This window comes from Rathayibacter sp. AY1F4 (assembly GCF_002931775.1).
Classification (GTDB): Bacteria; Actinomycetota; Actinomycetes; order Actinomycetales; family Microbacteriaceae; genus Rathayibacter.
On the sequence record NZ_PSVE01000007.1, the window covers coordinates 111,377 to 132,630 of the forward strand.

Consider the following 21,254-nt stretch of genomic DNA (forward strand, 5'->3'; position numbering starts at 1 on the left):
GCGTCTCCGTCTGGTGGTTCGGGGGGATTTCCGGCCGCCAGTCTACTCGGCGCGCCCGCACCGCCTCCGCCCGTGCCGCCCGCCCGTCAGGAGCCGCCGAAGAGGCTGGAGCCGTGCTTCAGGAGTGCGTTGTACGCCCCCTCGTAGGTGGTCGGCAGGTCCTCGCCGGGCTCGCCGTACCGGGCCAGCAGCAGGCCCATCAGGCCGACGGCGGGCGGGCTCAGCGGCTTGTCGCGGTTCACGTGCGCCGGATGCGCCGGTGCCGCCTCGGGGTTCGGGGGCAGGTACTGCGGCACCGTGGTCGGCCAGTCGCCGATCTGCCGCGGCTCGTCGAGCGTCAGCACCCCGAAGAGGTCGGGGGCGGAGGCGTCGCGAGCGGTCAGCGGCTCGAGGCCGTGCAGGGCGCTGAGGGTCCGGATCACGGCGCCGTGGTGCAGCTCGTCGTGCACGATCGTGCCGGCCCTCGTGTACGCCGAGACCGCGATCGCCGGCACGCGGCAGCCGAGCCGGTCGAAGGCGAAGCCCATCTCGCCCTCGCGGCCGTCGCCCGGCGGAGTCGCCGACGGCGGGGGGACGTGGTCGTAGAGGCCGCCGTGCTCGTCGAAGGTCGCCAGCAGGAGCGTGTTCACCGCGTTCGAGCCGGTCGTGCTCGCGCTCTCCCGGATCGCCGAGTACACCTGGTGCAGCAGCAGCTCACCGGCGCGGACGTCGGACAGCGCGCTGTCGTAGACGGGCGTGCCGTCGACCTCGTCCTCGTGCAGGACCCCGGTCGGCGGGTGCATGTCGTTGTGGTCGAAGACGAGCCGCGGCTCGAGGAAGGCGTAGTCGGGCAGCTCGCCGTTCTCCACGTCGGCGTAGAAGCGGTCCATCGTCGAGAAGTGGGTCTTCCAGTACTTCTCGAGCACCGGCGCGTGCAGGAACCCGGTGTACGAGACCACCTGCAGCGCGTCGAAGTAGACGCGCCAGGTCCTCCCCGCCTCCTCGAGGCGGTTGAACACCGTCGGCGCGTCGGCCAGGTCGTCCGCGAGCCACTTCTCGTAGCCGCCGCCCTGCTTGTTGGTGACGAAGCCGTGCGAGGTCGACGCGTGCAGGAAGGACCGGTTGCAGAAGGTCTGGGAGGGGACGGCGCAGAACCACTGGTCGAAGACGGCGAACTCGCGGGCGAGGGTGGAGAAGACGGGCAGCATCTCCGGCGAGAAGCCGCCCATGATCGTCCGCGCCTCCTCCGCCGTGGGCTCCTGCCCCTTCTTCATCACCCTCAGGTGCTGGACGTAGTCCTCGAGGAAGCCGCTCATCGTCGGGGCGGAGGCGTCGGCGGGCGCGTTGAAGGGCGCGGTCATGGCGCCGACGGTGCGGCCGGCGTTCTCGGGCGGATCCACCGTGCCGAAGAGCTGAGTGTTGACGTGCGGGTACTCCTCGCCCGGGTCCGGGTCGGGCTGGCGCATCACGGAGTCGGTGGCGCCCTCGTAGACGTGCGTGCCGACGGTCAGTCCCCCGGCGCTGGTGTTCGTCCGCTCGTCGGGGAGGAGGCCCTCGAAGTTCTCGCCCGCGGGCAGGTCGTCCGGTTCGTAGAGGCGGCCGAGGACGTTGTCGAAGGAGCGGTTCTCGAACATGATCACGACGACGTGGTCGAATCCCGGCTCCGTGCGGGCGGGCAGTCGCGGCTCCTCCTCGCGGCGGGGGCCGGAGGCGACGGCCGCGCCGATCGCGCCACCGGCGAGGGCTCCGGCTCCGACTCCGGCGGCGGCGGTGCCGGCCAGGAAGCGGCGGCGCGAGCGGGAGCGGGGAGCTCCGTCGTCGTGCTCCGAGGGAGTCCGCTCGCTGGTCATCTCCGCCGCCTCTCCTGCGCCGCCTGCGCCTGCTCGGAGTGTAGCGACGCGCCCGGGACGGCGGCTCGAACGCGGGCGAGCAGTCCGGCCTCCGGCTCGGGGTCGACGTGCGCGCGGCGGGCCGCGTCGCGGAGGCGCCGCCCGACCGGCGCGGGCGGCGCGAACGCCGGCGCCGTGCGGGGCCAGCGCGCGAGGGACCGGTCGGGACCGCCGAGGAGTGCGGCCAGCTCTCGGACCTGCGGATCGACGAGGGCCCGGCGCCCGCCCGCCCGGGCTCGGACGAGCTGCGCGGGAGTCTCCGGACCGAGCGGCACGCCGATCCGTGCACCCGAGGGGACGGCCGAGGCGAGCACGAGCGCCGGCACCGTGCCGGGCCGCTCCGCGCTCCCCCGCGCGGTGACGAGGAGCAGCATCCGCCGCCCCGCCCGCTCCCCGTCGCGGACGGCGTCGAACACGACGTGCAGCAGCTGCTCCGCGAGGCGCGCATCGGCGGATCGATCGGTGCCGGCGGCTGCGGCGTCGGCGAAGTCGGCCGGATCGACGAGGGACCGCGGCTCGACCAGGACGAGCGGAGGCAGGGTGCCGGCTGCGGCCTCGGCGGCCAGCGCGTCGATGGGAAGGAGGCGCCCGCCGCGGGAGCCGGCGGCGCCCGGATCGCGGTGGGGCCACTCCGGATCGGCGAGGAGCGTGGTCGAGACGCCCTGCCGCTCGTCGACCGCGAGAGCCCAGCCGGTGCCGGTCTCCCGGGCCGCGCGCAGGGCCGCCGGCAGCGGATCGCGGCCGTCGGCGCGCCAGTGGTCGGCCCGGGCGAAGGCCGTGGCGAGGAGCGCGTGCACCGGCAGCATCTCGGGGGCGAAGCGCGCGCCCGGAGGATCGTCCGGGCCGGGCGCTGTCATCACGGCGTCCGTGCCGCCCGTGAACACCGGGCCGTCCGGATCGTCGAGCGCGCCGAGGACCTGGTCGCGGCTGCGGCCGGCGAAGGAGAGCACGACCACGTGGTCGATCCGCCCGAGCACCTCGGCGGTCCGACGCTCGGCGGTGGTGGGCCGAGCCGCGGCGTCGAGCGCGAGCGAGGCTGCGTCGGCGAGGGAGCGGCGCAGGAACGCACGCCGCTCCCCGCCGCCCGCGTCAGGCATCGGGCCCGGTCGGCTCCTCCGTGCTCGGGGCGGCCGCGTCCGGGACGGCGTCGGTCTCCGGCACGGCGTCGTCCTCCGGCGAGGCGTCGGAGCGCGATGCGCCGGCGACGTCCCCGTCCGGGCCGGCGGCGGCCTTCTCCGGAGCGTCGGCGGACGCCTCCTCCGGCAGCGCGATCGCGTCCGGTCCCTCCGTCACCAGGAGGTGGAACTCGGCCGCGGTGATGATCCGGAGCCCCAGGGCCTCGGCCTTGCCGAGCTTGCTGCCGGCGCCGGGACCGGCGGCGACGTAGTCGGTCTTCTTGGAGACGCTCGAGCCGGCCTTGCCGCCGGCCGCGAGGATGGCCTCCTGCGCCCCCTCGCGGGAGTACCCCTCCAGGCTGCCGGTCGCCACGACCGTGAGACCCGCGAGCACCCCGCCGGCGGCGTCCGCGGCACCGGGACCGTGGTGGCCGGGCGTGGCGAAGCGCACTCCGGCCGCGGTCCAGCGGTCGACGATCTCGACGTGCCAGTCGACCTCGAACCAGGCGATCAGGGCGTCGGCGATGATCCCGCCCACCCCGTCGACCGCGGCGAGCTCGTCGCGGCTCGCCCCGCGGATCGCGTCGAGCGAGCCGAAGTAGCCCGCCAGCGCGCGCGCGGCGACCGGGCCGACGTGCCGGATGCTGAGCGAGACCAGCAGGCGCCACAGCTCCTTGGTCTTCGCCCGCTCGATGTTCTCGATCAGCCGGAGGGCGTTGGTGGAGGGCACGGAGGCGGCGTCCCCCGCGAATGCTCCCGCCTCCGGGTCGAAGGCGCCGTCCTTGGCGAGCTGCCGCTTGCGCTTGAAGGGCGTGACGACCTTCGGATCGCCCTTCGCGTCGAGCTTCTGCAGACCCGTCTCGGAGTCGCGGACGACGACCTCGATCGGGAAGAGATCGGCCACCGTGAGCTCGAACAGGCCGGCCTCGGTCCGCAGCGGCGGCTCGGCGGGCACCAGGGGCTGGGTCAGGGCGGCGGCGCTGACCTCGCCGAGCGCCTCGATGTCGAGCGCGCCGCGGCTGCCGATGTGCTCGACGCGCCCGCGGACCTGCGCGGGGCAGGACTCCGCGTTGGGGCAGCGCAGGTCGACGTCGCCCTCCTTGGCCGGAGCGAGCGTGGTGCCGCACTCGGGGCACTGCGTCGGCATCACGAACTCGCGCTCGGAGCCGTCGCGGAGCTCCACCACCGGGCCGAGCACCTCGGGGATGACGTCCCCGGCCTTCCGCAGCACGACCGTGTCGCCGATGAGCACGCCCTTGGCCTTGACCACGTCGGCGTTGTGCAGCGTGGCCTGGCGCACCTCGGACCCCGCGACCTTCACCTTGGTCATCTGGGCGAACGGCGTCGCGCGGCCGGTGCGCCCGACGCTCACGACGATGTCGAGGAGCTTCGTGTGCACCTCCTCGGGCGGGTACTTGTAGGCGATCGCCCAGCGCGGCGCCCGGCTGGTGGCGCCGAGCTCGTCGTGCAGCTCGAGCTCGTCCACCTTCACGACCACGCCGTCGATCTCGTGCTCGACCGAGTGCCGCTCGCGGCCATAGCGCTCGACGAAGGCGAGCACCTCCTCCACCGAGGCCGAGACGCGGTTGTGGCCGCTCACCGGCAGTCCCCAGGAGGAGAGGAGCCCGTAGACCTCGGACTGGGTCGCGACCGGCGGGTCCGGCCAGGCGCCGATGCCGTGCACGTAGAGCGCGAGGGAGCCGACGCGCGCCTCGCCGGCGCGCAGGTCGAGACCCGACTTCTTGTCGAGCTGCTGGCGGAGGCCGCCGCTCGCCGCGTTCCGCGGGTTGGCGAAGGTCGGGAAGCGCCGCAGTGCGCTCGTGCGCGCCTTCTCCTCCTCGAAGACGCCTCGGGTGGCGGGCGGGCGGGACGACCAGCGGGTCCGCGCCTCCTCGACCGCCTCGTCGCGCAGCGTCTCCTGAAGGGCGTTCAGCTCGGCGAAGGCGGCCACGGGGATGAAGACCTCGCCGCGGACCTCGACGAGTGCCGGGTGGCCCTCACCGGAGAGGCGCTCGGGGATGCCCGCGACGCGGAGGGCGTTGACGGTGACGTCCTCGCCGGTGCGGCCGTCACCGCGGGTCGCCGCCGTGACGAGGCGGCCGTTCTCGTAGTGGAGGGAGATCGCGAGCCCGTCGATCTTGAGCTCCGTGAGCCAGGCGACGGGGCGGTCGGCCGAGGCCACCGTCTTCTCGCACCACTCGCGCAGCTCCTCGGCCGAGAACACGTTGTCGAGGGAGAGCATCCGCTCGGCGTGGTCGATCGGGGCGAGGCCCGCTCCGACGATCCCGCCGACGGTCCGCGTCGGCGAGTCCTCGGCGGCGAGCTCGGGGTGCTCGGCCTCGAGCGCGGCGAGCTCGCGCACCAGGGCGTCGTACTCGGCGTCGGACAGCGGCGAGGAGTCGGCCGCGTAGTAGTCGTCGCTCGCCGACCGGATCCGCGCCCGCAGCTCCTCGACGCGGGCGGCGGGCTCGACGGCGCTCACAGGAGCACCGCGGCGTCGGCCGCGACCGTGCGGTCGATCGTGCACTGGCCCAGCACGCGGGTGCCGAGGTAGACGACGGCCGTCTGGCCGGGGGCGACGCCGTCGAGCGGCGAGTCCGGAGTGATCACGAGCTCCACCCTGCCATCGACGTGCGACACCACCGCGGAGGCGGGGACCGGGTCGGCGTGCGCGCGGATCTGGACGTCGCAGCGGAAGGGCGCGTCCGCGTCCTCGGGAGCGGCGCCCGCCCAGGTGAACCGCTCGCCGGCGATCTCGCCGATGCGCAGAGCCTCGCGCGGACCGACCACGACCTCGTTGCTCACCGGCCGCACCTCCAGGACGAAGCGGGGCCGTCCGTCGGGCGCGGGGACGCCGAGGTGCAGGCCCCGGCGCTGGCCCACCGTGTACCCGTGGGTGCCCTCGTGGGAGCCGACCACCGCGCCGTCCCGATCGACGACCGCTCCGGTCTCGGGGGCGACGCGCTCGGCGAGCCAGCCGCGGGTGTCGCCGTCGGGGATGAAGCAGATGTCGTAGCTGTCGGGCTTGCTCGCGACGCTGAGGCCCCGCTCCGCCGCCTCCGCGCGCACGATCGCCTTGGACGGCGTGGAGCCGAGCGGGAACATCGAGTGCCGCAGCTGCTGCTCCGTCAGCACGCCGAGGACGTAGGACTGGTCCTTCGCCTCGTCACTCGCGCGGTGGAGCTCCGGGGAGCCGTCGGCGGCGGTGCGGAGGGAGGCGTAGTGGCCGGTGCAGACCGCGTCGAAGCCGAGGTCGAGAGCCTTCTCGAGCAGGGCGGCGAACTTGATCCGCTCGTTGCAGCGCATGCAGGGGTTCGGGGTGCGGCCCGCCGAGTACTCGGCGACGAAGTCGTCGACGACGTCCAGCTTGAACCGCTCGGAGAAGTCCCACACGTAGTACGGGATGCCGAGGACGTTCGCGGCGCGCTGCGCGTCCATCGAGTCCTCGATCGTGCAGCACCCCCGGCTGCCGGTACGCAGCGTGCCGGGCATCCTGCTCAGGGCGAGGTGCACGCCCACCACGTCGTGCCCCGCCTCCACCGCGCGGGCCGCGGCCACCGCCGAGTCCACTCCACCGCTCATCGCCGCCAGAACCTTCACCGTGCGAGTCTACGTTTCCCGCGGGCGCGGCCGGCAGGGGTTCAGGCGGGCAGCACCGCGCGGTTCGACAGTCCGGCTCGGGCGGCGCGGGCGTAGGCGCCGGGCAGCGCGGCCAGGAGGGCGTCGACGTCCGCATCGGTCGAGGTGTGGCCGAGCGTCATCCGGAGCACCCCGCGGGCCTCGTCCTCGCTCCGGCCGAGCGCGAGGACCACGTGCGAGGGCTCCGGGATCCCCGCCGTGCAGGCGGACCCGGTCGAGACGGAGACGCCCGCGGTGTCGAGGAGGAAGAGGAGGGAGTCGCCCTGCGCACCGGGGAAGGCGAGGTGCGCGTTGTTGGCGACCCGGCGTCCGGAGTCGAGGGCGGGCCCGGTCAGGGTCGCCCCCGGCACGGCGGCGAGGACGCCCGCGACGAGCCGATCGCGCAGGGCGGCCAGGCGCTGCGCCTCCGCCGACAGCTCGGCGTCCGCCTCGACCGCGGCGGCAGCGAAGGCCGCAGCGCCGGGCACGTCCTGGGTGCCGGAGCGGACGCCCCGCTGCTGTCCGCCTCCGTGCAGCACCGGGACCACGCGGGCGTCGCGGGCGAGCACGAGCGCACCGGTCGCGATCGGCCCGCCGACCTTGTGACCCGAGACGCTGACGGCGGCCAGTCCCGCGCCGCGCCCGGAGCCGGAGGCGCGGCGGATCTCGGCGATCCGCAGCGGCACGTGCCCGAGGGCGGCGACCGCGTCGACGTGGAGGGGGACGCCGGCGCGGGCGCACGCCGCCGCCAGCTCGGCGATCGGATTGATCGTCCCGATCTCGTTGTTGACCCAGAGCACCGTGACCAGGGCGACCGAGCCGGGGTCCTCCTCCAGCGCCGCGGCGAGCGCCTCCGGCCGCAGGGTGCCCTCGTCGTCGAGAGGCAGCCACTCGAGGACGGCGCCCTCGTGCTCGGCGAGCCAGGCGGCGGAGTCGAGCGTCGCGTGGTGCTCCCCCTCGGCGACCAGGACTCGGACGCGGGCCGGGTCCTCGCTCCGGCGCTGCCAGTAGAGGCCCTTGATCCCGAGGTTGACCGCCTCGGTGCCGCCGGCGGTGAGGATCACCTCGATCGGCTCGCAGTCGAGCACCCCGGCGAGCGCCGACCGGGCGTCCTCCAGCCGACGGCGCGCCTCCTGGCCGGAGCCGTGAACGGAGGAGGGATTGCCGCCGTGGGCGGACGCCTCCGCGAACGCGGCGAGCGCCGAGGCGCGCAGCGGGGTGGTCGCGGCGTGGTCGAGGTAGATCACAGCAGCCCTTCGTCCCGCGTCGGGGGCACGGAGGGAGCCGGTGCCCGTCACTACTGTAAGTCGCATGACCTCTCACGATCCCCTGGCCCGGCTCGGCGTGACCGTGGACGATCAGGGCGGTGAGCTTCGGGTCTGGTCCGAGAGCGCGAGCGCCGTCGATCTCCTGCTGTACGACGAGAAGGATCCGACCTGGGTGACCCGCACGGTCCCGCTGGCGCGCGACGACGCCGCGGTCTGGTCCGCGCGCTCCGATCTGCTGGCCCCCGGCCGCCGCTACGCCCTGCGCGTCGACGGGCCGACGGGCCCCCGACACCGGTTCGACCCCCGCCGGGCCCTGCTGGAGCCGTACTCCCGGGGCCTGCACCGGGTGGCGGAGAACGAGTGGCGCTCGGTCGTCGTGGACGACGCGTTCGACTGGGGCTCCTCCTCCCGGCCCGGCACCCCGATGGACCGCACCGTGATCTACGAGGCGCATGTGAAGGGGCTGACCCGGCTGAACCCGGCGCTGCCCGTGGAGCTGCGCGGCACCTACGCCGGCCTGGCGCACGAGTCGACGGTCTCGGCGCTGCTCGATCTGGGCGTGACGGCGGTCGAGCTGCTGCCCGTGCACGCGTTCGTGTCGGAGCAGCGCCTGCTGCGGCAGGGGCTGACCAACTACTGGGGCTACAACACGCTGAACTTCTTCGCCCCGCACGCCGCGTACGCCTCCTCCACCGCGCAGCGCGGCGGACCGACCGCGGTGCTCCGCGAGTTCAAGGGGATGGTGAAGCTCCTTCACGAGGCCGGCCTCGAGGTGATCCTGGACGTGGTCTACAACCACACCGCCGAGGAGGGGCCGGGCGGGCCGATGTCGAGCCTGCGCGGGATCGACGACGCCGGCTGGTACCGCCAGACGCCCGAGGGCCACTACGTGGACGTCACCGGCTGCGGGAACACGATCGACTTCGGCCGGCCCGCGGCGCAGCGCCTCGCGCTGGACTCGATGCGCTACTGGTCGGGCGAGGTCGGGATCGACGGCTTCCGGCTCGACCTGGCCGCGACCCTCGGCCGGGACGAGATCGCGCACTTCCGGAGCGACCACCCGCTGCTGCGGGCCGCGGTCGAGGATCCGGCGCTGGCCGGCGTGAAGATGATCGCCGAGCCCTGGGACGTCGGCATGGGCGGCTGGCAGACGGGGAACTTCCCGACCGGGTGGTCGGAGTGGAACGACCGCTACCGCGACCGCGCCCGCAACTTCTGGCTCTCGGACATCGACTACGCCCGCCGCGCCGGCACGGCCCCCGTCGGCATCGGCGGCTTCGCGACCCGGCTCTCGGGCTCCTCCAACACCTTCTCGGCGGAGCGGGGACCCCTCGCTTCGGTCAACTTCGTCACCGCGCACGACGGCTTCACGCTGGCGGACCTCGTCTCGTACAACGTCAAGCACAACATCGGCAACGGCGAGTCGAACCGCGACGGAGCCGACACCAACCGCTCCTTCAACCACGGCTTCGAGGGCCCCACCACCGACGAGCGGATCACGCTGGCGCGGCGCAAGGCGATGCGGAACCTCCTCGGCACCCTGCTGCTGTCGGCCGGCGTGCCGATGATCACGGCGGGCGACGAGACCGGGCGCAGCCAGCGCGGCAACAACAACGCCTACTGCCAGGACTCGGACCTGACCTGGGTGCGCTGGGAGGGCCTGGCCGACTGGCAGCTCGCGCTCCGCGCGCACACGCGCACCCTGCTGCGCCTGCGGCGCGAGCACCCGGCGCTGCGTCCCTCCCGCTACGGCAGCGGCGACGCGAGCGAGCCGGGCGCCACGACCATGACGTGGTTCGACGCCCACGGGCGCGGGATGAGCGAGCACGACTGGACCTCCGCCGCCAACCGGACGCTGCAGTACCTCGCGGCCTCGACGCCGGTCGAGGGCGAGCCGGACCGCGTCCTGCTGGTGGTGCACGGCGTCGAGCAGGACACCACGGTCGTGCTCGCCGACGGCGAGGGGGTCACCGGCTACACGCGCCTGTGGAACAGCGAGGAGCCGGAGCCGCTGGAGCACGGCGAGTCGTTCGAGCCGGGGCAGGTCATCCGCGTGGCCGGCACCTCGATGCAGCTCTTCGCCGCGCACGGGCCGGCGGCCGAGCAGGACGCCTGATGGCGCGGAGCGGGCCGGGGACCCCGGCGACCGTCGCGCTGACGGCGGCGGGCGTCCCCTTCACTCCCCGCCAGTACCGGCACGACCCGGCCACGACGCGCTACGGGCTCGAGGCGGCCGAGGCGCTCGGCGTCGAGCCGGAGCGCGTGTTCAAGACCCTGATGGTCGATGTGGACGGCGAGCTCGTGGTGGGCGTCGTGCCCGTCACCGGCTCGCTCGGGCTGAAGGAGCTCGCGGCCGCGGTCGGAGGCAGGCGGGCGGCGATGGCCGACCCCGCGCTGGCCCAGCGCCGGACCGGCTACGTGCTCGGCGGCATCTCGCCGCTCGGGCAGAGGACGCGGCACCGCACCGTGATCGACGAGACCGTCGAGCTCCACGACACGGTGCTCGTGTCGGGCGGGCGCCGGGGCTTCGACATCGAGCTCGCCCCCGCCGACCTCGTCGCCGCGACGGCCGCCCTCCTCGCCGACATCGCGCGCTGACCCCTGCTCCCCCGCCGTCCTCCTCCGGGCGCCGTCCTCCTCCCGCGAGACCCCGTCCCGGTCCGCGAGGCGCCGAGGAAGGCGCACCGGAGCGGCATCTCGCGGAGAGGGACCGGGCGGGGTCAGCCGGCGGCGGCGGCCAGGCCCAGCTCGGCGGAGCGGGCCAGGAGGGGGTGCCGCGGCACGACGCGGACGGTGTAGCCGAAGGAGCCGCTGCGGTCGAGGGTGACCACTCCGGCGTAGGGCACGCGCCCGACCGCGTCGGCCGGCACCACTGCACCCGACTCCTCGACCACCTCGAGCTCGTGGTGGCGGACCTCGGTGAGCGAGCCGTCAGCGGACGTCGTCCCGTACACGACCTCGACCGAGACGTCCGCCGGCGAGAGCTCGCCCAGGCGCACGCCCGCCCGCACGGCGAGCCGGTCCCCGCGCTGGGGCACCGCGTCGATCCCGCCGGACTCGACGGACGCGACCGCGACCCCGGGCCAGCCGGCGCGGACCCGCCGCTTCCAGGTCGCCAGCTCCTTGGCCGGCTCGAAGTGGTCGGCGGCGACGGCGCGCCCTGCCTCGGCGGCCGGCGAGTAGAGCGCCTCGACGTACTGGCGCACCATCCGCTCGGCGGAGAGCTCGGGCGAGAGGGTCGCGAGGGTGTGCCGGATCGAGCGCACCCACCGCCGGGGCACGCCGTCGTGGTCACGCTCGTAGTAGCGCGGCACGACCTCGGTCTCGAGCAGCTCGTAGAGCGCCTCGGCCTCGAGCGTGTCGCGGGCCTCCGGGTCGAGCGCGCGGTCGGAGGAGGGGATCGCCCAGCCGTTCTCGCCGTCGAAGTACTCGTTCCACCAGCCGTCGAGGATCGAGAGGTTGAGCGAGCCGTTGAGCGCCGCCTTCATCCCCGAGGTGCCGCACGCCTCGAGCGGGCGCAGCGGATTGTTGAGCCAGACGTCGGTGCCCGGGTAGAGCAGCTGCGCCATCGCGATGTCGTAGTCCGGCAGGAAGACGATCCTGCGGCGCACGTCCGGCTCCTGCGCGAAGCGGACGAGCCGCTGGATCAGGCGCTTCCCCTCCTCGTCGGCCGGGTGGGACTTGCCCGCGATGACGATCTGGATCGGGTGCTGCGGGTGGGTGAGCAGCGCCCGCAGACGCTCGGGGTCGTGGAGCATCAGGGTCAGCCGCTTGTAGGTCGGCACCCGCCGTGCGAAGCCGATGGTGAGCACGTCCGGGTCCAGCAGCTCGTCGAGCCAGGCCGGCGGGAGGCCGCCCGGGTTCTGCTCGCGCCAGGAGCGGGCGGCCCGGCGGCGGGCGTCCCGCACCAGCTGCTCCCGCATGGCCCGGCGCGCGGCCCACAGCTCGGTGTCGCCGAGCGCACCCGAGGCCCAGTCGGCCCGCGTCGTGTCGTCGGTGCCGAGCCGCTCCTCCGCGAGCCGCCGGAGGATCGGATCGGTCCAGGTGGCCGCGTGGACGCCGTTCGTCACCGAGCCGATCGGCACCTCCGCCGTCTCGAAGCCGGGCCAGAGGCTCGAGAACATCGATCGGCTGACCTCGCCGTGCAGCGTCGAGACGCCGTTGGAGCGCTGCGCGAGCCGCAGGCCCATGTACGCCATGTTGAACGCCGTCCCGGAGTCCCCCGGCTCGGCGCCCAGCGCGAGCACGTCCTCGACCTGCACGCCCGGGAGCAGCTCCGTGGAGAAGTACTCCTCGATCATCCCGCGGTCGAAGCGGTCGATGCCCGCCGGCACCGGAGTGTGCGTGGTGAAGACCGTGCTCGCCCGCACCACCTGGAGAGCCTGGTCGAAGTCGAGGCCCGCGCCGATCAGGCCGGAGATGCGCTCGAGCCCCTGGAAGCCGGCGTGCCCCTCGTTGGTGTGGAACACCTCCGGGAGGACGCCGCCCGAGACCTCGGCCCAGAGTTCGAGCGCGCGGACCCCGCCGATGCCCAGCAGCAGCTCCTGCAGCAGGCGGTGCTCGCCCCCGCCGCCGTAGAGGCGGTCGGTGACGGAACGGAGCGAGTCCTCGTTCTCGGGGATGTCGGTGTCGAGCAGGAGGAGGGTCACCCGGCCGACCTCCGCGCGCCAGACCCGGGCGTAGAGCGCGCGTCCCTCGGGGAGCGCCAGCACGATGCGGGCGGGCGAGCCGTCGGCGAGACGGACGACGCGCAGCGGCAGCCCGTCCGGATCGAGCGAGGGGTAGGACTCGAGCTGCCATCCGTCGGCGGAGAGCTTCTGCGAGAAGTAGCCCGACCGGTAGAAGAGGCCCACGCCGGTGAGCGGCACGCCCAGGTCCGAGGAGGCCTTCAGGTGGTCGCCGGCGAGGATGCCGAGTCCGCCGGAGTACTGGGGCAGCGCCGCCGCGATCCCGAACTCCGGCGAGAAGTAGGCGATCGAGCGCGGGGCGGACTCCGGCAGCGACTGGTACCACCGCGGCTCGGTGCGGTAGCGCTCCAGCTCGTCGCGGAGGCGCCACGCCTCGTCGACGAAGCCCTGGTCCCCCGCCAGCTCGGCGAGGCGCTCGGGGCTCACCGCTCCGAGCAGGGCGGTGGGGTCCGCTCCCCCGCTCCGCCACAGCTCCGGATCGACCCGCTCGAACAAGCGCCGGGCGGGCTCGTGCCAGGCCCAGCGCAGATTGCCCGCCAGATCGCCCAGAGCCGAGAGCTCGGGCGGGAGGACGGAGCGGACGATGAAGCGGCGGATCGCCTTCACGGCACCCCTCGACTCTCTGCGGACCCCGGAGCGCCCGGTCGCGGAGCACCGGGGCGGTCGCGCTCGGTCACCCTAGCGGACCCCGGCCACCGCGGATCGGCGGGACGCGGACCCGCCTCGACGCGCCGGCGCGCGCTCCCCGGGCTCGTTTGCACAGGCCCGAGCGCGGGCGCAAGCGTCGTGTGCGAGCCGCCGCCGGTCGCTACTGTCGTGACGTGGCTCAGATACCTTTCGGCAAGGCTCAGAACGGCAAGGACGCACGGCGAGCGGGTCGCGGACGCGCACCCCAGGAGGCGTCGGCGCCTCCCGAGACGGCCGCTCCGGCGCCCGCCGCCGCCCCCGAGGCGACTCCTGCTCCCCCCGCGGCCGACAGTGCTCCGGGCGCCCCGGTGACCGCGGACGCACCCGACGCGTCGCCGGCGCCCGCGACGACCGGGAGCGGCTACCGCGTCCGCGCCGAGCGCCTGCCGATCATCGACCCGCAGCCCCGGCTCGAGGACGACCGCTGGCCGGCGAAGGCGTTCGTCGGCGAGGTCGTCCCCTTCGCCGCCACGGCCTTCCGCGAGGGGCACGACCTCATCGGCGTCGACCTCCTGCTGCGCTCGCCGTCCGGGGCCGAGTCGGAGCACCGCATGTCGCTCCTCGCGACCGGCACCGACCGCTACGGCCGTCTCGTGGCCCTCGACGAGGAGGGCGACTGGAGCTACCGCATCCGCGCCTACGCCGACGACTGGGCGACCTGGCTCCACACGGCCGAGGTCAAGATCCCGGCCGGCCTGGACATCGACGTCACCTTCGCCATCGGCGAGGGTCTGCTGCGCAGCGGCGCCGACGACTCCGCGCGGCCCGAGGGCGAGCGCAGCCTGCTCTCCGACACCGCCGCCCGCGTCGGCGACACCACGCTGAGCGCCGAGGAACGCCTCGCCGCGGCGACCGGTCCCGCCGTCCACGGCGCGCTCGACGCCCGCCCGGTGATGAGCCTCACGAGCGTCTCGGAGCCGCGCACCGTCCACGTCGAGCGCACCCGCGCCGGCGTCGGCGCCTGGTACGAGTTCTTCCCCCGCTCCGAGGGCGCCGTGCGCCACGAGGACGGGACCGTGACCAGCGGATCCTTCCGCACCGCGATCGACCGCCTCCCCGCTGTGGCCGCAATGGGCTTCGACGTGCTCTACCTGCCGCCGATCCACCCCATCGGCCGCTCCTTCCGCAAGGGCCCGAACAACACCCTCGACGCCGGCGAGAACGATCCCGGCTCGCCGTGGGCGATCGGCTCGGCCGAGGGCGGGCACGACGCGATCCACCCGGACCTGGGTACCGAGGACGACTTCCGCGCCTTCCACGCCGCGGTCGAGGCCGCGGGCCTCGAGCTCGCCTTCGACTTCGCCCTGCAGGCCTCGCCCGACCACCCCTGGGTCACCAGCCACCCCGAGTGGTTCACGACGCTCCCCGACGGCTCGATCGCCTACGCCGAGAACCCGCCGAAGAAGTACCAGGACATCTACCCGATCAACTTCGACAACGACCCCGAGGGCATCCGTCAGGAGTCGCTGCGGGTCCTGCAGCACTGGATCGACCTGGGCGTGCGGATCTTCCGCGTCGACAACCCCCACACGAAGCCGCTCGACTTCTGGGAGTGGATCATCCACGAGGTCAACGCCGAGCACCCCGAGGTCGTCTTCCTCGCGGAGGCGTTCACCCGCCCCGCGATCATGCGCGCACTCGGCAAGGTCGGCTTCCAGCAGTCGTACTCGTACTTCACCTGGCGCAACACCAAGGAGGAGCTCGGCGAGTTCTTCACGAGCATCTCCCACGAGACGGCCGACTACATGCGGCCGAACCTCTTCGTGAACACTCCGGACATCCTCACCGAGTACCTCCAGTACGGCGGCCGCTCGGCGTACAAGGTACGGGCGGCCCTGGCCGCGACCGCGTCGCCGCTGTGGGGGGTCTACGCCGGCTACGAACTGGTCGAGAACGTCGCTCGCCCCGGCGCCGAGGAGAACATCGACAACGAGAAGTACGAGTACAAGACGCGCGACTGGGCCGGCGCCGAGGAGTCGGGCCGCTCGCTGGCGCCGTACATCACGCGACTCAACGAGATCCGGCGCTCGCACCCCGCGCTCGGGCAGCTGAGGAACCTGCACGTGCACGGCAGCGACGACGACGCGATCCTCGTCTACTCCAAGCACCTGCAGGCCGCGTTCACGGGTACCGGGACCGACGACACGATCATCGTCGTCGTCAACACCGACCCGCATTCGGCCCGCGAGACCACGGTCCACCTCGACCTGCCCGCGATCGGGCTCGACTGGAGCGCGACCTTCGAGGTCGAGGACCTGATCACCGGCGCCGTCTGGACCTGGGGCAGCGACGACTACGTGCGGCTCGACTCGTTCGTCGAGCCCGTGCACATCCTGAGCGTGAAGGCGGACGAGCGATGAGCGGAACCACCCCCGAGGGTACGAGCCCGGCCGAGGAGGCGGGCCTCGGCGCGCACGCCGAGACGGTCCCGACGACCGGCACCAGCTCGGCGACCACCTCCGGCCACGGCGCGCACGTCGCCGACGCGGCGCCCGACGTTCGACAGCACCCCGGAGCGGACGGCGAGAACGCGCGCAGCTACGCGGTCGGGACGGTCCCGGAGGCGCCTCAGCCGGTCGCGGCCGACGACGCCGTGACCGTCGAGCCCGACGCCGACGACGCGGAGTCCGCTCCGGTCGGCAGCGGGGCCGAGGGCGACCTGCCTGACGACACGGACGCCGCCGATTCCGTCGCAGCCGACAGTGCCGCGCGCTTTGAGACGACCGCCGGCCCCGCCGAGACGACCGCGGAACCCGCCTCCGCTTCGGGCCCCGTCGACGGCACCGCTGCGATCGCGCTGCCCGACATCCCCGAGTGGGTGCTGCAGCAGCTCGCCACCGGCAGCAACGCGCTCCCCCACGACGTCCTGGGCCAGCACCTCGTCGCGGCCCCCGGCGTCTCCGACCCGGTGACGGTCGTCCGCGTGCGCCGCCCGCTCGCCGAGAAGGTCGCCGTGGTGCTCGCCACCGGCGCCCGCGTCGAGCTGAGCCACCTCAGCGACGGGATCTGGCAGGGCTTCCACGTCCTCGGTCCGCAGGCGTACACGGTCGAGGCCCGCTACGGCGGTGGCGGCGAGTGGACCGCGGAGGACCCCTACCGGTTCTCGAAGACGGTCGGCGACTTCGACCTCTACCTCATCGGCGAGGGCCGCCACGAGCGCCTCTGGGAGGCGCTCGGTGCCCGCCACCGCGAGCACGAGGGGGTCTGGGGCACGAGCTTCGCCGTCTGGGCCCCGCACGCCCAGGCCGCTCGTGTCGTCGGCGACTTCAACGACTGGAACGGCGAGGGCCACTCCCTCCGCAACCTCGGGACGACCGGGGTCTGGGAGATCTTCGTCCCGGGCGTCGAGCCCGGAGCCTCCTACAAGTTCGACCTGCTCTCGCGCGACGGCCACTGGGTCCGCAAGGCCGACCCGATGGCCCGCGCCACGGAGGTGCCGCCTGCAACCGCCTCGAAGGTCCCCGTCTCGCACCACCAGTGGGGCGATTCCGGCTGGATGGAGAAGCGAGCCTCGGTCGATCCGCACACGCAGCCGCTCAGCGTCTACGAGATGCACCTCGGCTCCTGGCGTCCGGGACTGGGCTACCGCGACCTCGCGGACCCGCTGATCGAGTACGTCACCGAGCTGGGCTTCACGCACGTGGAGTTCATGCCGCTCGCCGAGCACCCGTTCGGCGGCTCCTGGGGCTACCAGGTCACCGGCTACTACGCCGCCTCGAGCCGCTTCGGCACGGCCGACGACCTCAAGTACCTGATCGACCGTCTGCACCAGGCCGGCATCGGCGTCATCGTCGACTGGGTGCCGGGGCACTTCCCCAAGGACGACTTCGCCCTCGCCCGCTTCGACGGCGAGCCGCTCTACGAGCACCCGGACTGGCGCCGCGGCGAGCAGATGGACTGGGGCACCTACGTCTTCGACTTCGGGCACACCCAGGTGCGCAACTTCCTCGTCGCGAACGCCCTGTTCTGGCTCGAGGAGTTCCACGTCGACGCCCTGCGGGTGGACGCCGTCGCCTCGATGCTCTACCTCGACTACTCCCGCAAGGAGGGCGAGTGGCTGCCGAATCAGTACGGCGGACGCGAGCACCTCGAGGCGATCAGCTTCCTCCAGGAGGTCAACGCCACGGCCTACAAGCTGCACCCCGGCATCATGATGATCGCCGAGGAGTCGACGAGCTGGCCCGGCGTCACCCAGCCCACCAGCTCCGGCGGCCTCGGCTTCGGGCTCAAGTGGAACATGGGCTGGATGCACGACTCGCTCGACTACATGGCGAACGACCCGCTCTGGCGCCAGTACCACCTGGGCGAGATCACCTTCTCGTTCGTCTACGCCTTCAGCGAGAAGTTCGTCCTGCCGATCAGCCACGACGAGGTCGTGCACGGCAAGGGCTCGCTGATCCAGAAGATGCCGGGCGACCACTGGCAGCAGCTCGCGAACGTGCGCGCCTACCTCGCCTTCATGTGGGCCCACCCCGGCAAGCAGCTGCTCTTCATGGGCCAGGAGTTCGGCCAGTACTCCGAGTGGAGCGAGGAGCGGGGCCTGGACTGGTGGATCCTCGATCAGCCGAGCCACCGCGGTCTCTGGAGCCTCGTCGGTCAGCTGAACCGCGTGTACCGCGACTCGCCGTCGCTCTGGGAGCTCGACCACGAGCAGTCGGGCTTCGAGTGGATCGACGGCGGCGCGGCGGCGGCCAACGTCGTCTCGTTCCTGCGCAAGGACAGCGAGGGTCGCCCGATCGCCGTCATCGCCAACTTCTCGGGTTCGCCCGTGCACGGCTACCGCGTGAGCCTGCCCACGGCCGGCCGCTGGGAGGAGCTCGTCAACACGGACGCCGAGATCTACGGCGGCAGCGGAGTCGGGAACTTCGGAGCGGTCGAGGCTCGCGAGGAGCCGTGGGCCGGCCGCCCGGCTTCCGCCGAGCTGGTCCTGCCCCCGCTGGCCGTGCTCTACCTGCGACCCGCCGACTGATCGGTCCCCGCACGGAAGAGGCCGCCCGCCGCGACGATCGTCGCGAGCGGGCGGCCTCTCGGCGTTCCGGCCGGCGTCAGTAGAGCAGGCCGGTGAGCCGGGCCCGAGCCTTGTTGACGCGCGGGTCGGTCTGACCGACGATCTCGAAGAGCTCCAGGAGGCGCGCCCGGACGGCGGCCTTCCCCTCGGCGTCGAGGCGCGGGAACATCGAGAGCAGCCGGTCGAAGGCGTCCTCGACGTGGCCGCCCGAGACGTCCAGGTCGGCGACGGCGAGCTGCGCGTCGAGGTTCGACGGCTCGGCTGCGGCGGTCGAGCGGATGTCGTCGAGCGTGCGGCCCTGGAGGCGGGCCAGCAGCCGCACCTGGGCGAGACCGGCGACGGCGAGGTCGTCGCGCGGGTTCTGCGCGATGGCGGTCTCGTACTCGGTGATCGCCGCGGCGTAGTCGCCCCGGTCGATCGCGTCGTAGGCCTCCTGGTGGTGCGGCGGCAGCGGCTCGGGCTCGGGCTCGCCGCCCTCGGCGGGAGCGGCTCCCTCCACCGGCACTGTGCCCGTCACACCGTTCTGAGCGGCGAGCTGGAGGACCTGCTCGAGCAGGTCGCGCAGCTGCTCCTCGGCGACGAGGCCGCTGAACAGGGGCACCGGGCGGCCGCCGATGATCGCGGCGACCGTCGGCACGGACTGCACCTGGAACGCCTGCGCCAGCTGCGGGCTCGACTCCACATCGACCCCGACGAGCACGAACGCGCCGGCGTACGAGACGACGGCCTTCTCGAGCAGCGCGGTCATGCTCTGGCTCTGGTCCGACCAGGAGCCGCGCAGGTCGACGATCACCGGCACGCGCGACGAGAGCTGGACCACCTGGTCGAACTCGGCGTCGCCGGCGGTCAGCAGCAGCGGATTCGCGCCGGGCGCGCCTCCGGGAGCGGCGGGCGCGGCCGGGGCGCCGGCGGAGGCGGCGGGCGGGGTGCGGCGGTTCACCAGCGACGAGAGGTCGACGGCGCCGCGGAGGTTTCCGGGCAGGGGCGGGACGGTGCTCACGGCAGCTGCACCACCGAGACGAGTCCCTGGCTCCATCCGAGCATCACGATCTTCTCCTCCGATCCGACGGGCGGTACGTAGAACAGCAGTTGGTATCCGTAGGTGGTCTCGATGCCGGTCGTCGACTTGTCCGTGCCCAGCAGGGTCTGCGAGGCGCCGGAGGTCGAGACGGTCGAGCCCTCGGCAGTGGGGCGGACGGTCGACGTCTCGGCGATGCTCGCGGCGACGAGGGCCCCCGAGTCGTTCGTCGCGAGCGCGATCGTCGGCGACGTGCCGGCGGCGTTCGAGAACTCGATCGAGGCGGTGTCCGGCAGCGCCTCGCGGTCGGCGTTCTTCTTGTCGACGCCGACCTGCCCCCGGAGGGTGTCGCCGTCGGCCGCGAAGAGCTCGGCGTACTGGCTCGAGTCGCCGTTGGCGAGCACGTCCGCGTACGCGGAGCCGACGGTCTGCGGGGCGAGCTTCATCAGGCGCGAGTCGGGCGCCACGATCGACGTGCCGACGGTGACGGGCGCGACGTCGGGGATGCGCGCGTTGGCCTCGAGCGAGATGGCGTAGTCGACCTTGTAGTCGACGCGCGGGCTCGCCTGGCTCATCATCAGCGCGATCGGGGCCTGGGTGGTGTCCGTCGAGTTCTGCACGACGGCGGTGACCAAACGCGGCCACGACTCCGTGTCCTGCGGGAGCACCAGGCTCACCGGGGAGGCCGGGATCGTCTGCGGGGGGTCGATCGTCCCGCCCTTGGCGACGACGTCGTAGTTGGTGGTGCGCTCGGTGAGCGCCTCGCCCTGGAAGCGCTCGGCCAGGATCCCTGCGTCCCGGGCGGCGTCGGCGCGCGATGCGACGTCGGCGACCTCGGCGACGACGGCCTCCGCCTGCTGCGTGGTGACCACGGGGGTCGGCTCGGCCGAGACCGGCTCTGCCCCCGCGGTCGCCGTGGCGGACGCGGTCGGCGCCTCGCTCGCGCCCGCGGCGAGATCAGGCCAGTAGTCGGAGCTGCAGCCGGAGAGGAGGACGGTCGTCCCGAGGACGACGGGCAGCACCAGGGCGGCACGGCGGCGCGAGGGCGCCGGCGACGCCGTGGAGGCCTGGACCCCGGCACGCGGCCGGGGGCGGCGGGCACCGCGGGGGATCCGGCCCTGCGGTCCCTTCCGGCGCGGGCCGTGCTGGTGGCGCAGGTGGACGAAGGCCCAGATGTAGAGGACGAGCCCGAGGAGGAGGAACACGGCTCCTCCGAGCAGCAGCGGGCCGGCGAGGGGCGTCGCGGTGTCCACGGGCCAGCTGACGCGCACGGAGTCGGCTGCCGGCGCGGTGCCGTCGCTCGCGATGAGGATGGAGACGTCCTCCGGCACGTCGAGCGCCAGGGTCACGCTGCCGCTCCCCTCGAACTCCTCGAGCCAGAGGTCGGAGCCGCGCGGATCGACGACCGCCGCGTCGGCGGTCTCGACGTCGGAGGAGAGCTGGACGCGCTCGCCCGTCTCCTCCGCGGAGGTGAGGGTGTCGTCGGCGCGCTCGTAGCCGATGGCGTCGTAGCTCGAGCCGCCCACCCAGCCCAGCACGTCGGAGGTCGGTGCGTAGGCGACGACGAGGTCGCCGCTGCCCTCGACCGTGATCGTCTGGCGTCCCGGGTTGGCGCCCAGGGTGCTGCCGTCGATCACCGCGTAGGGAGCGGAGGAGTCGAGCGCGGTCTCGGCGGTGAGGGACTCCGGAGGAGCCCAGACCGTCCGCTGACCGATGCCGAGCACGATCATCGCGGCAGCGATGACGGTGGCGATGATGGCGAAGACGAACCGCACGAAAGTACTCCTCCTGCGTTGCCGGATCGGGGTGACGGCCGGGGCCGGCTCGGGGTACGCAGCCGGACCGGGGCGCGACGGCAACAGACAAAGACAGTCCACGATAGCCGATGCCCTCGCTCCGATGCCCGGGAGAAGCCGAGAGTGCGGCCCGAGCGGCGCGCGGTGCGGGTGTCGCCCCGGCCGCGGCCTCCCTGCTGAATACACTT

The 21,254-nt window shown here is 73.6% G+C and carries 12 protein-coding genes; 4 read left to right on the top strand and 8 right to left on the bottom strand.

The features are described from left to right. Positions 1–86: 86 nt before the first annotated feature. Genes C5C59_RS06210 through C5C59_RS06230 form a run of 5 tightly spaced genes read right to left on the bottom strand, consistent with a single transcriptional unit; the run spans position 87 to position 7,914 of the window. Entirely contained in the window at positions 87–1,829 is a 1,743-nt protein-coding gene (locus tag C5C59_RS06210) for an alkaline phosphatase family protein (RefSeq protein WP_104239403.1), read from the bottom strand. Then, positions 1,826–2,965 (bottom strand): hypothetical protein, encoded by a 1,140-nt coding sequence (locus C5C59_RS06215; protein WP_104239404.1) that lies wholly within the window; start codon positions 2,963–2,965, stop codon positions 1,826–1,828. The genes C5C59_RS06210 and C5C59_RS06215 overlap by 4 nt, the downstream gene beginning before the upstream one ends. Then, positions 2,958–5,465 (bottom strand): NAD-dependent DNA ligase LigA, encoded by a 2,508-nt coding sequence (gene ligA / locus C5C59_RS06220; RefSeq protein WP_219812492.1) that lies wholly within the window; start codon positions 5,463–5,465, stop codon positions 2,958–2,960. Before ligA ends, C5C59_RS06215 begins: the two co-directional genes overlap by 8 nt. Next, positions 5,462–6,583, bottom strand: coding sequence for a tRNA 2-thiouridine(34) synthase MnmA (gene mnmA / locus C5C59_RS06225; protein ID WP_181134841.1), 1,122 nt, complete (start codon positions 6,581–6,583; stop codon positions 5,462–5,464). The genes ligA and mnmA overlap by 4 nt, the downstream gene beginning before the upstream one ends. A 41-nt stretch (positions 6,584–6,624) precedes the next feature. Further along, positions 6,625–7,914: a cysteine desulfurase family protein gene (locus tag C5C59_RS06230; RefSeq protein ID WP_104239405.1), complete on the bottom strand. Its 1,290-nt coding sequence runs from the start codon at positions 7,912–7,914 to the stop codon at positions 6,625–6,627. On the opposite strand from C5C59_RS06230, the gene glgX reads away from it, so the two are divergent. Beyond that, positions 7,913–9,985 carry a glycogen debranching protein GlgX gene (glgX, locus tag C5C59_RS06235; protein WP_104239406.1) on the top strand — a complete coding sequence of 691 codons (2,073 nt, stop codon included), beginning with the start codon at positions 7,913–7,915 and terminating at the stop codon, positions 9,983–9,985. The genes C5C59_RS06230 and glgX overlap by 2 nt on opposite strands. After that, positions 9,985–10,467, top strand: a complete 483-nt coding sequence (gene ybaK, locus C5C59_RS06240) for a Cys-tRNA(Pro) deacylase (RefSeq protein ID WP_104251245.1) — start codon at positions 9,985–9,987, stop codon at positions 10,465–10,467. The genes glgX and ybaK overlap by 1 nt, the downstream gene beginning before the upstream one ends. Positions 10,468–10,589: 122 nt before the next feature. On the opposite strand, the gene glgP is transcribed toward ybaK, so the two are convergent. After that, entirely contained in the window at positions 10,590–13,163 is a 2,574-nt protein-coding gene (glgP, locus tag C5C59_RS06245; RefSeq protein ID WP_104238514.1) for an alpha-glucan family phosphorylase, read from the bottom strand. Positions 13,164–13,633: 470 nt separating this feature from the next. On the opposite strand from glgP, the gene C5C59_RS06250 reads away from it, so the two are divergent. Further along, positions 13,634–15,604 carry an alpha-1,4-glucan--maltose-1-phosphate maltosyltransferase gene (locus tag C5C59_RS06250; RefSeq protein ID WP_258062624.1) on the top strand — a complete coding sequence of 657 codons (1,971 nt, stop codon included), beginning with the start codon at positions 13,634–13,636 and terminating at the stop codon, positions 15,602–15,604. Continuing rightward, positions 15,601–18,213 (top strand): 1,4-alpha-glucan branching protein GlgB, encoded by a 2,613-nt coding sequence (glgB, locus tag C5C59_RS06255; RefSeq protein ID WP_104238515.1) that lies wholly within the window; start codon positions 15,601–15,603, stop codon positions 18,211–18,213. The genes C5C59_RS06250 and glgB overlap by 4 nt, the downstream gene beginning before the upstream one ends. Before the next feature lie 76 nt (positions 18,214–18,289). Here the strand turns inward: glgB and C5C59_RS06260 are convergent, their stop codons facing one another. Together C5C59_RS06260 and C5C59_RS06265 are read right to left on the bottom strand one after the other, a co-directional pair. Further along, entirely contained in the window at positions 18,290–19,252 is a 963-nt protein-coding gene (locus tag C5C59_RS06260; protein WP_104238516.1) for a tetratricopeptide repeat protein, read from the bottom strand. Beyond that, the gene (locus tag C5C59_RS06265; RefSeq protein WP_104238517.1) at positions 19,249–21,045 is read right to left on the bottom strand and encodes a hypothetical protein; all 1,797 of its coding nucleotides are present in this window, start codon (positions 21,043–21,045) and stop codon (positions 19,249–19,251) included. The genes C5C59_RS06260 and C5C59_RS06265 overlap by 4 nt, the downstream gene beginning before the upstream one ends. Positions 21,046–21,254: the final 209 nt, after the last annotated feature.

What these genes read in the sequence shown, in the direction of transcription:
- C5C59_RS06210 (WP_104239403.1), bottom strand. Translation starts at nt 1,829, where the DNA reads ATGACCAGCGAGCGGACTCCCTCGGAGCACGACGACGGAGCTCCCCGC.
- C5C59_RS06215 (WP_104239404.1), bottom strand. Translation starts at nt 2,965, where the DNA reads ATGCCTGACGCGGGCGGCGGGGAGCGGCGTGCGTTCCTGCGCCGCTCC.
- glgX (WP_104239406.1), top strand. Translation starts at nt 7,913, where the DNA reads ATGACCTCTCACGATCCCCTGGCCCGGCTCGGCGTGACCGTGGACGAT.
- C5C59_RS06230 (WP_104239405.1), bottom strand. Translation starts at nt 7,914, where the DNA reads ATGCGACTTACAGTAGTGACGGGCACCGGCTCCCTCCGTGCCCCCGAC.
- ybaK (WP_104251245.1), top strand. Translation starts at nt 9,985, where the DNA reads ATGGCGCGGAGCGGGCCGGGGACCCCGGCGACCGTCGCGCTGACGGCG.
- glgB (WP_104238515.1), top strand. Translation starts at nt 15,601, where the DNA reads ATGAGCGGAACCACCCCCGAGGGTACGAGCCCGGCCGAGGAGGCGGGC.